The sequence below is a fragment of the Dyella sp. SYSU CM1112 genome (genome assembly GCF_058216415.1).
Window position 1 is genome coordinate 404,872 of record NZ_JBZEGI010000002.1, and the last position, 13,916, is coordinate 418,787.

The 13,916-nt window shown below is 58.8% G+C and carries 10 protein-coding genes; 1 reads left to right on the top strand and 9 read right to left on the bottom strand.

Annotation, left to right across the window (positions count from 1 at the left end; genetic code table 11):
- Window positions 1–212: 212 nt before the first annotated feature.
- Window positions 213–2,387, top strand: coding sequence for a primosomal protein N' (locus AC4HNJ_RS04855; RefSeq protein WP_490478395.1), 2,175 nt, complete (start codon window positions 213–215; stop codon window positions 2,385–2,387).
- A gap of 31 nt (window positions 2,388–2,418) precedes the next feature.
- On the opposite strand, the gene AC4HNJ_RS04860 is transcribed toward AC4HNJ_RS04855, so the two are convergent.
- The 9 genes from AC4HNJ_RS04860 to AC4HNJ_RS04900 form a co-directional block, all read right to left on the bottom strand.
- Entirely contained in the window at window positions 2,419–5,652 is a 3,234-nt protein-coding gene (locus AC4HNJ_RS04860; RefSeq protein WP_490478396.1) for an efflux RND transporter permease subunit, read from the bottom strand.
- 198 nt (window positions 5,653–5,850) lie between these two features.
- On the bottom strand, window positions 5,851–7,332 hold the full coding sequence (locus AC4HNJ_RS04865; RefSeq protein WP_490478397.1) for an efflux transporter outer membrane subunit: 1,482 nt from the start codon (window positions 7,330–7,332) through the stop codon (window positions 5,851–5,853).
- Window positions 7,329–8,528 (bottom strand): efflux RND transporter periplasmic adaptor subunit, encoded by a 1,200-nt coding sequence (locus tag AC4HNJ_RS04870; protein ID WP_490478398.1) that lies wholly within the window; start codon window positions 8,526–8,528, stop codon window positions 7,329–7,331. Before AC4HNJ_RS04870 ends, AC4HNJ_RS04865 begins: the two co-directional genes overlap by 4 nt.
- The gene (locus AC4HNJ_RS04875; protein ID WP_490478399.1) at window positions 8,518–8,769 is read right to left on the bottom strand and encodes a hypothetical protein; all 252 of its coding nucleotides are present in this window, start codon (window positions 8,767–8,769) and stop codon (window positions 8,518–8,520) included. Before AC4HNJ_RS04875 ends, AC4HNJ_RS04870 begins: the two co-directional genes overlap by 11 nt.
- Window positions 8,770–9,009: 240 nt before the next feature.
- Window positions 9,010–10,404, bottom strand: a complete 1,395-nt coding sequence (locus tag AC4HNJ_RS04880; protein ID WP_490478400.1) for a sensor histidine kinase — start codon at window positions 10,402–10,404, stop codon at window positions 9,010–9,012.
- The gene (locus tag AC4HNJ_RS04885) at window positions 10,397–11,071 is read right to left on the bottom strand and encodes a response regulator transcription factor (RefSeq protein ID WP_490478401.1); all 675 of its coding nucleotides are present in this window, start codon (window positions 11,069–11,071) and stop codon (window positions 10,397–10,399) included. Before AC4HNJ_RS04885 ends, AC4HNJ_RS04880 begins: the two co-directional genes overlap by 8 nt.
- 87 nt (window positions 11,072–11,158) lie before the next feature.
- Window positions 11,159–12,016, bottom strand: a complete 858-nt coding sequence (gene rpoH, locus AC4HNJ_RS04890; RefSeq protein ID WP_490478402.1) for an RNA polymerase sigma factor RpoH — start codon at window positions 12,014–12,016, stop codon at window positions 11,159–11,161.
- 210 nt (window positions 12,017–12,226) lie between these two features.
- A complete protein-coding gene (gene ung / locus AC4HNJ_RS04895) occupies window positions 12,227–12,937 on the bottom strand; it encodes a uracil-DNA glycosylase (protein WP_490478403.1) in 711 nt (236 codons plus the stop codon).
- 76 nt (window positions 12,938–13,013) lie between these two features.
- Window positions 13,014–13,862, bottom strand: a complete 849-nt coding sequence (locus AC4HNJ_RS04900) for a response regulator (protein ID WP_490478404.1) — start codon at window positions 13,860–13,862, stop codon at window positions 13,014–13,016.
- Window positions 13,863–13,916 lie beyond the last annotated feature (54 nt).

Consider the following 13,916-nt stretch of genomic DNA (forward strand, 5'->3'; position numbering starts at 1 on the left):
TGCGCGAAAAAGGCCCCTCTCAACGGCGCATCCACAGACTTATCCACAACTCTTGTGGATAAGGAAAAAATCGTGGGTCCATGAGCTACTTAGCCGTGTTTCCTCGATGACAGAGAAGCAATCGGTTCCAACATCCCATCGCAACATCTTTCACCCATTTCCACCCCCCTCTGCAGATACACTCAACTCGATACCGGCTTCAGCACATCGCCATGCCATCCGTCCTCCGCATTGCCTTGCCGGTGCCGTTACCCACGCTATTCGACTACCTGCCTCCCACCCATGGCCATGCGATGGCCGGTTGCCGGGTGCTGGTTCCGTTTGGCCGTGGCAAGACGGTGGGCGTGGTCATCGAAACGGACGTTCCCACTCAGGTCGGCAGCGCGCGGCTGAAGCGCGTGTTGCGGATCCTGGACGATGCGCCTCTGCTCGACGCCGAATTAATGCAAACCGTCGCGTGGGCATCCGATTATTGGCTAGGCTCGCCAGGGGAGGCGTATGTCAACGCGCTACCACTGCTATTGCGTGAAGACAAACCGTTGCCGGACACCCATGAGCCCGCCTGGCGCCTGACCACTGCCGGGCACAGTGCGCTCGATGCAGGCAGCCGACGGGGTAGCAGCCGCGCGTTATTGCAAATCCTGGCCGAGAGTCCTTTGTCGGCGATCGAATTGGATACATTGCTCTCCGAATGGCGGCCGGCAGCACGCCGCCTGGCAGAAGCAAGCCTGATCGAGCGCGCAATCCTCACACCCTCACCGGAAAATTTGCCGGCGGGAAACAGTCCCGCTCTGCATGACGAACAGGCCCATGCCGTTGCGGAAGTGGCCAAAGCGTTCGGCCGTTTCCAAGCCTTTTTACTGGATGGCGTCACGGGCAGCGGCAAGACCGAGGTCTACTTGGCATTGATCGAACGCATGCTGGCGCAAGGCAGACAAACCCTGCTGCTGGTACCGGAGATCGGTCTGGCGCCCCAGACAGTGCGACGCTTACGTGAGCGACTAGGTGTGCCGGTTGAGGTGCTGCATTCCAATCTCGCAGAAGGCGAGCGTGCGCGGGCCTGGCTGAGAATGCGCTCAGGCGAGTCCAAGGTAGCCTTGGGAACGCGTTCCGCCGCATTCGCCCCATTGCCCCAGGCCGGCCTGATCATCGTGGACGAGGAGCATGACAGCGCCTACAAGCAGCAAGAAGGGTTCCGCTATCACGCACGCGATCTTGCGCTGGTGCGTGGCCGTGCACTGCAGGTGCCCGTGCTGCTCGGCTCTGCCACGCCTTCGCTGGAGAGTCTTGCCAACGCCGCGGCCGGGCGCTATGAGGCACTTCATCTGCGCTCGCGTCCCATCGCTACACAGCCAACCCGCGTGCAGATCGTGGACATGCGCGCGCAGCGGCTGGAACACGGATTGTCACCGGCGTTGCTGCATGCCGTCGAGGAAACAGTGGCACGCGGGGAACACGTGCTGGTGTTTCGCAACCGGCGCGGCTACGCACCCGTCCTGCTATGCCATGCCTGCGGTTGGCATGCAGAATGTCCGCGTTGCGAGCGTCCGCTCACTGTGCATGCCGCATGGCAAAAATTGGTCTGCCATCATTGCGGTGATCAGGTTCCCGTGCCATCTGCCTGTCCGACCTGCGGCGATAAGGCATTGAGACCCCAAGGCCAGGGCACGGAGCGGTTGGAAGAGGCGCTGGCTGCACGCTTTCCACAAACACCCGTATTGCGCATCGACCGCGAAACAACGCGGCGCCGCGATGCGTTCGAAAAGCTGCTGGACAATCTGCAGCCTGATGCACCGGCCATCCTTGTCGGTACACAGATGCTGGCCAAAGGTCACGACCTGCCTAATCTGACCTTGGTGGCCATTGTTGGGGTGGATGAGGGTTTGCTCAGCGTCGACTTCCGTGCTGCAGAGCGGCTGGCTCAACTGGTCGTGCAAGTCGCCGGACGCGCGGGGCGTGCGCATAAGCCGGGACGCGTGCTACTTCAGACGCATTATCCCGATCATCCGCTCCTGCTCACGTTGCTTACACAAGGTTATGCCAGAGCCGCCGCCGATCTGCTGACGGAGCGGCGGCAAACCAGACTGCCGCCTTACGGGCATCAAGTGCTGCTGCGGTGCGAAGCCCATCAACGAAGCGCAGTCGATAGTTTTTTGTCCGAGGCTCGCGCAGCGTTGCCCGATATCGAGAATCTGCAGGTCGCCGGACCGATGCCGGCGCCGATGGCACTGCGTGCCGGCAAGCAACGTGGCCAGTTATTGATCGAATCCGTCAGCCGTCGCGATTTGCACGCGGCGATGCGCCCATGGTCGGCGCAACTCATCCGGTTACCCAGCGCACGCAAAGTGCGCTGGTCGCTGGATGTCGATCCCATCGATCTTTATTGATCTTGCCAAGTCGCCTTATGTAGAGACATGTCTAGGCCGTACCCCGTGCATGAGTCGCACTAACCGCCGTAGCAGGCTGCTCGCGGCCGTGAACGATGCTGAAGACCACCGGCACGAACAACAGCGTGGCAGCGGTGGCAAACAGTAGGCCACCTATCACGGCACGTCCTAACGGCGAGTTCTGCTCTTGCGTCAGCGCCATCGGCAGCATGCCAATGATCATGGCCAGTGCCGTCATGCAGACCGGACGGAAACGCGTGAAACCCGCTTCCAACGCCGCTTTCACCGCATCGCCGTGCTCGGCCAGCCGTTCGCGCGCAAAACTCACCACCAGAATCGAGTTTGCGGTCGCCACGCCCATGCACATGATGGCGCCAGTCAGTGCCGGTACCGACAGCGTGGTATGCGTGATGAACAATATCCACACGATTCCCGCCAGCGCCGCCGGCAATGCAGTGATGATCACAAACGGATCCAGCCACGATTGGAAGTTCACTACGATCAGCATATAGATCAGCACAATCGCGCCCAGCAAGCCGAACAGCAAGCCGGAAAACGCCGTGTTCATAGCTGTGACCTGACCTAGCAACCGTACGACAGCGCCCTTCGGTCGATCCTTCGCAGCCTGGTCGAGCACATGCTGGATATCATCCGATACTGCGCCAAGGTCACGGCCTTGCACCGATGCGTAGACGTCGAATGACGGGGCAATGTTGTAGTGCGAAACAACTGCCGGACTCGAAGTAGGACGGATCGTCGCCAAGGCACCAAGAATCTGTTTCGCACCGGTCGTCGCGGATGTGATCGGCAAGCTTCGCAGAGCCGCCAAGCTATCCATGCGGTACTGCGGCGTTTGCGCCACCACCGCATAGGACACGCCATTGGCATGATTCAACCAGAACGTAGGCGCCACCTGCAGGCTGCCGGCCAGCGATGCCACCATGCTATTGGTAACGTCATGCTCCGTGATACCCAGTTCATCGGCGCGAACACGGTTGACGTCAACGTCCAATTGCGGAGCGCCTGTCGACTGCTGCAAGCGTACATCGGCGATCCCGGGAATCATCCGCATCGCCCGCAACAAGCGAATGGCATAGGCCTGATTGGCCGCAGTGTTACGACCAGAGACCTTCACGTCCAACGGTGCAGGCGCACCGAAGTTCAGGATCTGGCTCGCCATGTCCGCAGGTAGGAACGCAAACGTAGTGCCCGGGAATTCGCGTGGCAGTACGGTCCGCAATGTCTTGACGTAGGCATCGCTAGGGCCATGATCGGGCTTGAGCAAAACCTGGATGTCGCCATCCTGTGGCCCGATCGTGCCGCTGCTGTTGTACACCATGTTGGTGCCACTCAAGGGTAAGCCAATGTTATCGATGATTCCATCCAATTCGTTGGGTGGTACGACATGGCGAATGGCATTCTCGATGTGATCGAATTCCGCCGCGGTGTCTTCGATGCGGGTTCCTATCGGCGCACGTACGTGGATGGCAATCGCCCCGGCATCGGTCGTCGGAAAGAAGTCGCGTCCCAGAAAAGGGACAAGCGCAAAGGATGCCACCACGACGCCGAGAAAGCCCAGCACAAACCGCCCGCGCGCCTCCAGCGCCAACGCAAGGGTGCCGTAGTACGCATCACGGATCTTCGCGAAACGATGTTCGAAACCTTGCTGGAATGACACCAGCATGCGACGCAACATACCTCGCCGCATCGCCGGGTGCTGATCGCCCTCATGATGGTTGATGTAGGCGTCTTCCGGATGATCGCCCGCGCCACCTTCCGCAAAGTGCGGCTTGAGCAAATACATCGCCATCGTTGGCACCAACGTACGCGACAGGATGAAGGACGAAATCATCGCGAAGATGACCGCCAACGCCATCGGGCGGAACAAGAATCCCGCAATGCCATTGAGCATGAACATCGGTACGAACACGATGCAGATGCAAAGCAGTGACACGAAGGCCGGCGTCACGATCTGCTTGGCACCATCCATGATTGCGGTATGTACATCCTTGCGTTGCTCAAGATGCCAGTTGATGTTTTCGATAGTGACGGTGGCGTCGTCGACCAGGATACCCACCGCAAGGGCGAGACCGCCCAAGGTCATGACATTGAGGGTTTGCCCGAAGGCGGCCAGCAACGCGATGGCCGACAGCACGGCAAGTGGAATCGATACAGCGATGATGACGGTCGAACGCCAGCTACCCAGAAACACCAGGATCATCACGGAAGTGAGCAGCGCGGCAATGATGCCTTCGCGGGCTACGGAAGCAATCGCGCCCCGCACGAAAATGGACTGATCGCCGAGCAATTTGATCTTCATGGATTTCGGCAGTGTCTCCTTCGCCAGCGGTAAAAGCTTCTTGATACCTGCCACCACCGCCAACGTTGAAACATCACCACCTTTGAGGGCCGGCATGAGTACGGCGCGATGACCATCCACCCGGACCACGTTGTTTTGGGGTGGCGAACCATCTCGCACATGCGCCACCTGGCCAATGGTGATGGTTGCACCATCGACGGTCTTGATCGGCAAATTGTTGATTGCCTCGATGGCCCTTGGGCTGTCGTTGAGTTCGACGGTGTATTCGTAATCGCCGATCTTGATCGTACCGACTGGCAAGATCTGGTTCTGCGCCGCCAGCGCATTGCCGACATCCTGGGCAGAAAGTCCTTTTGCCGCCAGCGCCTGCGGATCAAGATCCAGCATGATCTGACGCTGCTTACCGCCATAAGGCGTAGGAATCGCCACGCCGGCTACCGATATCAACATGGGCCGCAAGAAGTTCTGCGCGTAATCTCGAATCTTCTGCTCGCTGAGTTTCGTGCTCGACATGGCCATCTGCAAAATCGGCACGGTGGAAGCGTTGTAATTGATGATCTGCGGCGGTGTGATGCCAGGCGGCATCTGCTTTAACACCGTCTGCGAAATCGACGTCACCTGCGCCGTTGCCGTGCGAATGTCTACGCCGGGCTGGAAGAAAATCTTCACCACGCCGATGCCCGGCAAGGATTGCGATTCGATGTGCTCGATATCGCTTACCGTCGAAGTCAGTGAACGCTCGTAGTAATAGACCACGCGACCGGACATCGCGGCTGGCGACAGGCCGTTGTACGACCACACTACGCTGATGACCGGGATGCCGATATTCGGAAAGATATCGGTAGGTGTCCGCAAGGCGGCCAGGGGGCCGACTATCAGGATGAACAACGCCAGCACGATGAAGGTGTAAGGGCGCGCGAGCGCAATGCGGACCAGACCCAACATAACGATGATTCCCGTAATGCGGTAATAACAGTATCGCGCAAACGAAGCGTTGCATCCGTTCAGTGGTCGCAACAATTCAGGTTAATTGCGCTGCTCTTTATTCCCGTTTGTATGTGAAAAAGAAAAGTTTGATACGCAACAAAACTCTCTCTCCTCCACAACAGCTGAAGAGAGCGGCGAAGACCGACGCGGCCGTTTTTAGCGTGTGCCGGTCTTCTCAGGCATGGCGACTTTAGCCGTCGTCGCACCCATACCTACACTGTCGCGTGACCAGCCACCGCCCAGTGCACGAATCAAATCCACGCTAGCCTGCAGCCTTCGCGTACGAATGGCCTCCGCATTGCGTTGCGCGGAAAGCGCAGCCGTCTGAGCGGTGACCACATCGAGGTAATTTACGATGCCTTCGCGATAGCGATTGGTGGCGATGGTCAAGGTCTGCTGTGCAGCAGTAAAAGCCAAATCTTCCTGCCTCGCCTCGACACCGAGCTGCTGCAATAGCGCCAGGTCATCTTCCACTTCGCGGAAGGCATCGAGCACCACCTGCCTATAATTGGCCGAAGCTTCAGCAAACTGTGCGTGTGCTTCGCGCAACTGGGCACGTCGCAGGCCAGCGTCGAAAATATTCAGTGTCGCCAAAGGCCCTAATGCCCAAAAACGATTGCCGATGCCTAGCAGATTGTCCAAACCGGTATTCTGGAAACCATAACTGCCGGACAAGCTCACGTCGGGAAAGAACGCCGCGCGTGCCACACCGATGCCCGCATTGGCCGCAAAGACTCGCCGTTCCGCAGCAGCGATATCCGGACGGCGCTCCAGCAAGGTAGAAGGTACGCCAACCGGTGTGAGCGGAACCTGCAATGGATCCAGCTCAGGTGCGATCGAGAAGCTTGAGGCAGGCATGCCGACCAGGCTAGCGATAGCGTGCTCGGCAAGTGCGCGCTGCGCCAACACATCCGTCACCTGCGCTTGCGCATTATCAAGCTGTGTTTGCGCACGCGACACGTCAAGACCCGAAGCAACGCCACCGCTATGGCGGTTCTCGGTGAGTATCAGCGCGCGCTGATAGGCTTTCAAAGCATCCTGGAGAATGCGCACCTGAATATCGTAGCCGCGCAATCGAACGTAATTATTGGCGAGCGAAGCTTCGAGGCTCAGCTTGGCTGAAGCAAGATCAGCCTGGGATGCCTGTGCCAACGCGCCTCCCTGACTGACTTCGTTACGGATTCTTCCCCAGAGATCCAGATCGTAGTCGGCTTCGACACCTACCGTATCGCTGTCGTACTCGTTTGGCTGATTGGCTCCACGCAGCGGGCGATTGTTCGACTGACGCGCACGTAGCGGACTGGCCAAGGCATTAAGCTGGGGGAACAATCCCGCGCTGAGCTGGCTCTCGAATGCACGCGCCACGTCGTACCTGGCCAACGCAGCGGCCAAACTGGGATTTTGTGCGTCAAGCTCTGACTCCAGCTGGTTAAGCGTGCTGTCACCGTAAACCGCCCACCAGTTGCCGCGCGCGTTCTGATCCGATGGCGCAGCGACTTTCCACGCAGTATCACCTTCCTTGAAGCTTGCCGGCATCGGCGGCAACGTCGGCGCATGGTAGGCCGGCGCCAGCGAGCAGCCGCCGAGTATCAGCGTGGCAGCCAGTGCAGCAATCCATCGGTCAGCATGCCGGTTCACCCGTGCTTCTCCGTATCTTGCGCGGCCAGATTCTGATTCGTGTCTGTTTCCACTTGCACCTTGTCTCCATCCATCAGCGAGTCAGGCGGATTTTCAATCACGCGATCGGAAGGAATGAGACCTTGATCGATCTGCAAGGTCTGCCCGAGGTCTACTGCGATGTGCACGTCATGCAGATGAGCCCGCCCATCGGGACCAAGCACCGCTACTTGCGGACCATGGGAGCGGAAAATCAGCGAGCTTGCGGGCACGCTGACCATATGCGGATCGACTGGCAGGCTAAGATGCACATCGGCGTAGTCACCGGGCTTGAGCTCGCCATCGCTATTATCGGCAACAAATTGCGCCAGCAGACTGCCGGAATTTTGGTTGATCGCATCGGAACTGCCGAGCAGAGTCGCCTGGAATGTGCGTCCCGGCAGCTCAGGAATGCTAAGTGTCACTTTCATTCCAGGCTTGATCCCATTCGCCTCGACTTCCGGAACCGGCACATACAAGCGCATGCGACTGGTATCGGCCACCTTGAAAAGCTCCGGTCCGCTTTCGTTGTTGGCGGTAATCAAGTCACCCACATCGGTGCGGCGGGCAGTGACCACGCCGTCAAACGGAGCCACGATCTTCTTGAACGTTTCCAGAGCATTTAACCGGTCGACGTTAGCTTTGGCGGCTAGCACGGTGGCCTGCGCTGCCTCGGCTTCACCGCTCTTTTCATCGGCTTCCTGCTTGGAAACCGAATCGGATGTAAGCAAATGTTCCCAGCGCTTCGCCGTAATATTGGCGAGATTGGCATCCGCCTGTGCCTTAACCAGTACTGCCTTGGCCTGTTCCAATTGCTGATCGAGTTCAGGGGTATCGATGGTGGCAAGCACGTCCCCGGCCTTTACCTTGTCACCGATGTCCTTGTACCAAGCTTTCAGATACCCCCCCACCCGCGCATGGATAGGCGCGCTGTACCACGCTTCCAGATGACCAGGCAGCGTTATCAGATGTTCCTTGGCGGGATCCATCTCAGGAGCCAGACGCACGCTTGGAATGAGTTGTGCATCGGTCCACTGCACCAACTCATGGTGCTCGTGGTAGCGAATGAACAAGCCAAGCGCAACAGCGAACAACGCAAGCGCTGCGCCGCCTATGCCGACGGCTTTGAGGTGCTGCGGTTTTTGTGCAACTTGCACAGGGGCTGGATTATGCGACATGGGGAAGTCCCGCAATGGAGTTCAAATCAGTGACGTGCTGCGCGCGGTCGTGAGCGGCGCCGAAGACTACCGGTGCGAACAGCAGTTTGGCGCCGGCAAACCGTAGACCGCCCACGCCGATGTTCGGAAAGGTATCGGCAGACGTCCGCAAGACGCGCAAGAGGCCAACTACCGGGATGAATAGCGCTAGGACAACGAAGGTGTAGGGGCAGGCGGATGCGATGCGAACCAGACCCAGCATGCGGGGCTTCCAACTAGCGTGAACAGTGGCCGCTATTATTCTTTATCGCTGCATCGCAGCGCCTTTCACTGCGATGAAGATTGTTTAATTCATGAAAGATTTTTAATGAAACAAAAGCCCGTCCTCTTGAAGCACCAGAGGCCGAGCTTGCAAAATCCAGGGTTGCACCCCACGCCTCAAATCCCCCCACAGGGCAGCGCGCTGACTACGTGGTCATGGCGACGCAGGCAGCCCTATTCGCTATGGCGCGACGTTAAGCAGACGGCACGTCATCACCATCCGTGTGCCGGTGTGGTCGCCTTCGATACGCAAATCAAAGTCATGGAGCTTTGCGATCGCGGCCACAATGCTCAAGCCAAGACCATGTCCCGTTGTGCCATTGCGACCGCTATCCCCTCGATAGAATCGCCGCCAGACTGCATGGCGCTGTTCCTCCGGAATGCCTGGGCCGCTGTCCGTGACTTCGATATGCGCAAGTTCTGGGCTTACGCCCACCGCGCTTAGCGCGACCTGACCACCGTTTGGCGTGAATTTGATGGCATTGCTGACCAGATTTCCGATCGCCTCGAACAACAAGTCGGCATCGGCATGTATCACCAGTCCAGGCTCTGCTTGCAACGTGAACTGCAACTGCTGATCTTCAGCCAGGGGGGCGTAGAGCTCGTACACGTGTTGCAGCGTCTGCCCAACATCGACCGCAACAAAACCCTCGCGCCGCCGCCGGTCTTCCAGCTCTGAGATGCGCAGTAGTGCGCGGAATCGCGCAAGCACTTCATCAACGTCGCTGACACACCGGCCAATCAGCGCAGCACGAGGGTCGTCTTCGCTCATTTGCTGCTCGGCCCGATATAGCTGCGAACGCAGGCGCGTGAGTGGAGTGCGCAGATCATGGGCGATGTTGTCGCATACACCTTTGACCTCGCCCATCAATCGCTCAAGCTGGTCCAGCATGTCGTTGACGATGGCCGCGAGCCGATCAAGCTCGTCACCGCGATGACTGACCGGTAGGCGCTGGCGCAGATCCCCCTGCATGATGGGTTGGGTAGCCGATTCGATCTGGCGAATGCGTCGGCGCGGTGCGCGATTGAGGATCAGGCCACCGATCAGGCCCGGCACGAGCGTGAATGAAAGTCCCCACCACAACGCATGCAGGATGATGCCTCCAACCCGGGCAGCAATGCGTGTGGTATGTGCAAGCACCAGCACCTGACCATCTTGTACGTGGGCAGCAATGACCGAAAGTTTTGCGGTGGGGGGTGCAAACGGCCCCGGAACAACTTCTTGAGTTGGCAGCCGTATCGATGAGGGTGAATCCACCTTCAGGCCTGCCGGCATTTGCTGGATGTCGCCGTATTGCCATTTGCCATGCTTATCGAACAGGCCCCATGCGTTGTAGTTCGTGCGTTCCAGAATGACGTAGTCATTCAGCGCAACAAGCATGTGATCTTCATCCAGACTACGGAGATAGCTGATCTGCTGTTTGAGCTGCAGATCGGTACGCGTTTCGAGATAGTGCAGGGTCTCCCAATAAATAGAACCCAACAGGACCATGCCCCATATAACGAAAAACACCCCGTACCCGAGCAAAAGGCGCGACGTGGTGGCACGCCAGTGAATCGAGAGGTTCTTAGCCAAGGCGATATCCCGATCCGCGGACGGTACGGATCAACGACGGCTCGCCCTCCCCGTCGACCTTGCGGCGCAGACGTGCAATGTGCACGTCGATGAGGTTGGTACCGGGATCAAAACGCAAGCCCCATACACTTTCAAAAATCATCGCGCGGGTCAGCACCTGTCCGGGATAGCGCATCAGAAATTCCAGCAGCCGGTATTCGGTGGGTAACAGCGTCAACTCGCGGCTGCCGCGTCGTGCTGTCCGGCTGATCATGTCCAGTTCGAGTTCGGCGACGCGTAGCTTGGTCTGCGCAGGCTGCTCCTGCCGATGGCGGCGCAGAAGCACTTCGATACGAGCCGCCATTTCGTCTGGCGCGAAAGGCTTGGTGAGGTAATCGTCCCCGCCGGCGCGCAGGCCACGCACGCGCTCGTCCACGTCTCCGAGGGCGCTGATCATTAAGACCGGCGTCGCAATGCCTAACTCGCGCAGCTGCTTTACCAGCGTCAAACCATCCATGCCAGGCAGCATGAGGTCGAGCGTAATAGCGTCATAGTGCGGCTCTTGGGCGCGCTGCATACCCTGCGCGCCGTTATGCACGCGATCGGCACTGATACCATGCGCAGCCAATTCCAGCACGATCTCGCGTGCGGTGATTTCGTCGTCTTCGATGACCAGGATGTGAGGCATGGGCGTCCGGGCGTTGCAATCCACGCGGGACTTAAACACAAAACGGCCTCCGCGAGGGAGGCCGTAGGAAAGCTCGTCAGTATCGCTTCAGGCCGCGAACAGACCGCGCATCTTTTTCATCGCGTTGGCCTCGACCTGGCGGATACGCTCGGCAGACACTCCGTACTCATCAGCCAGATCCTGCAGGGTGGCCTTTTCCTCATTCAGCCAACGGCGCTGGATGATGTCGCGCGAACGTTCGTCCAGCTTCTGCAGCGCGGCGGAGAGCGTCTCGAGCTGATTGTCGGACTGGTCGGCATCCGCCACGTTCTCGTAAGGATCGGCACCTTCATCAACCAGGAACGCTTCGGGTGCCGGCTTGGCATCTTCTTCCGCGTCCGCCGGTGCTTCGAAGCCGATGTCACGGCCCGACAGACGCGACTCCATCTCGCGCACCGTCGCCTCCGGCACGCCAAGATCCTTGGCGACCATGCGCACTTCTTCGGCGTTCATCCAGCCGAGGCGCTTCTTGCTCTTGCGCAGATTGAAGAACAGTTTGCGCTGCGCCTTGGTGGTCGCGACCTTGACGATGCGCCAATTGCGCAGGATGAATTCATGCATTTCGGCGCGAATCCAATGCACGGCAAAACTGACGAGGCGTACGCCCTGGTCGGGATCGAAACGCTTGACCGCCTTCATCAGGCCGATGTTGCCTTCCTGAATGAGATCGGAGAGCTGCAAACCGTAGCCGCTGTACCCGCGCGCCACGTGTACCACGAAACGCAGATGCGACATCACTAGCTTGCGAGCAGATGCCAGATCGCTTTCTTGGTGATACCGGCGCGACAGATCCTGCTCTTCCTCTTGGCTGAGCACAGGGATGCGATGGACGGCCGAGATGTAGGCATCCAGACTGCCAACGACGCTGGGAACCGGCAAATTGGCCGTCACCAAGGCTTGGGACATGTTGGAACCTCCTGAAGTGGGGTGAGCTTAGCACTCTGGTAATTAGAGTGCTAAAGGTGCCAGCAAGTTCCGGCGCCTTTTATGTACCGAATAGTACACGAATAGCCAGGCCTTGTCCATGTCCATGGGTGCCAGGGCAAGGGGCTTCAAGCATGACTTTTGGGGAGTGAATGCTGGGTCGGAACCACAGCTTCGGCCGCCCACGGACTCTCAACACTCACCCAGCCGGGCTCGCGGCGGTAAGGACCAATCGATGGGAGCTTGCCCCTGGCCCTGCAAATAACGGTTGGCCGCCGAAAAGTGCCCACAGCCAAGAAACCCACGATGCGCCGACAGTGGCGACGGATGCACTGACTTGAGTACGGCATGGCGGCGGGTATCGATCAACTGACCCTTTCGTTGGGCGTAGGAACCCCACAGCATGAACACCAGACCTTCCCGCTCCCGGTTAAGCGCATCAATGGCTGCGTCGGTGAAACCCTCCCAACCCTTGCCCTGGTGGGAGGCCGGCAGACCGCGCTCGACCGTAAGCACGGCGTTGAGCAAGAGCACGCCCCGATCTGCCCAAGGGGTAAGACACCCATGGTCCGGCGCAGGAATGCCAAGGTCGCGCTCGATCTCCTTGAAGATGTTCACCAGCGAAGGTGGCGGCGGCACGCCCGGCCTCACTGAAAAGCACAGGCCGTGGGCCTGGCCGGGGCCGTGATATGGATCCTGGCCCAGGATCACGACACGCACCGCTTCGAACGGCGTGTGCTTGAACGCATTAAAAATTTCAGGTCCCGGCGGATAGATCACTTTGCCGGCATGCTTTTCGGCCCGGAGAAATTCAGATAGCGCGCGCATTTCCGGACGCTGAAGATAATCGCCAATGCGGCTTTTCCAGGAGGGCTCCAGCTTGATCCGCTCTTCGTCGTTCATCGGTAAAATATGAAATCCATGTTGTTCGATGCCGTCCGCTTCCATCCCGAACACGAATGATAGAGCGAGAGGCCCATCAGGACATGCCTACACTCTCGCGGGCGCGCAGATGCTGCGCTACACGCAGCTGGAATAACAGTTTGGTGACTAGCAATTTTTCCTCAACGGGTTTTTCCACCAAGTCATTGGCGCCTGCACGAATCAGGGCAGCCTGGTTCTCCGGATTCTCATCACCCGTCATGACCAGCACAGGCAATTTTCCCTTGCCATAGTTGAAATCCGAACGGATGAATCGCAACAGGTCACCACCGGTGAGATCGCCCTTGAGGCTGACATCAGTCAATACAACGTCTGCACCTACCCCACCCTGCGCGCGCGCTGTTTCAAGCAGCGTCAACGCGTCCTCCACGCTCACAACGTGGCGGACAGTCAGCCCAATCTTCTCCAGCATGCGGCGTGTGGCAAGCGCAACGACTCGGCTGTCCTCCACATAGAGCACCACTCCGTCAGCAGCACTTTCGGGACGTACATATCCTCGAATGAACTCCGCCAAGGCCTGGAAGCCGAGCGACTTATCGAAATAATCAGTGACATGTTCGCCTAGCGAGCGACGATGCAGGCGATCGTCCACATCGCCTGACACCACGACGATCGGGACATAGATTTGCGGTGCAGATTCGCGCACATAGCGCGCCAGCTCCAAACCATCCATGTCAGGCAAACGCAGTGCGACGGTAATGAAATCGAACACACCGCCAGCCAGCAGTTGATGCGCCTCGGCACCGGTGCCGCATCCCACTACCTCAGCCTGCGGCCACTCTTTTTGCACCACGCGCGCGATCAGCTGACGAACAACCTTGGAACCATCTACCACCAGCACGCGCGGCGCTGTGTTGAGGTCTCGGCTACTGATGCTTGCATTCATCAAAAACCCCACCATCCCGATCAAGCGTGGCTTCCGTGCTCATGCTTCGGCAAG

Excerpts from the sequence above, each read along its gene's own strand:
- AC4HNJ_RS04870 (WP_490478398.1), bottom strand. The coding sequence starts at position 8,528 with ATGTCGCATAATCCAGCCCCTGTGCAAGTTGCACAAAAACCGCAGCAC.
- rpoH (WP_490478402.1), bottom strand. The coding sequence starts at position 12,016 with ATGTCCCAAGCCTTGGTGACGGCCAATTTGCCGGTTCCCAGCGTCGTT.
- AC4HNJ_RS04885 (WP_490478401.1), bottom strand. The coding sequence starts at position 11,071 with ATGCCTCACATCCTGGTCATCGAAGACGACGAAATCACCGCACGCGAG.
- AC4HNJ_RS04860 (WP_490478396.1), bottom strand. The coding sequence starts at position 5,652 with ATGTTGGGTCTGGTCCGCATTGCGCTCGCGCGCCCTTACACCTTCATC.
- AC4HNJ_RS04900 (WP_490478404.1), bottom strand. The coding sequence starts at position 13,862 with ATGAATGCAAGCATCAGTAGCCGAGACCTCAACACAGCGCCGCGCGTG.
- AC4HNJ_RS04875 (WP_490478399.1), bottom strand. The coding sequence starts at position 8,769 with ATGCTGGGTCTGGTTCGCATCGCATCCGCCTGCCCCTACACCTTCGTT.
- ung (WP_490478403.1), bottom strand. The coding sequence starts at position 12,937 with ATGAACGACGAAGAGCGGATCAAGCTGGAGCCCTCCTGGAAAAGCCGC.
- AC4HNJ_RS04855 (WP_490478395.1), top strand. The coding sequence starts at position 213 with ATGCCATCCGTCCTCCGCATTGCCTTGCCGGTGCCGTTACCCACGCTA.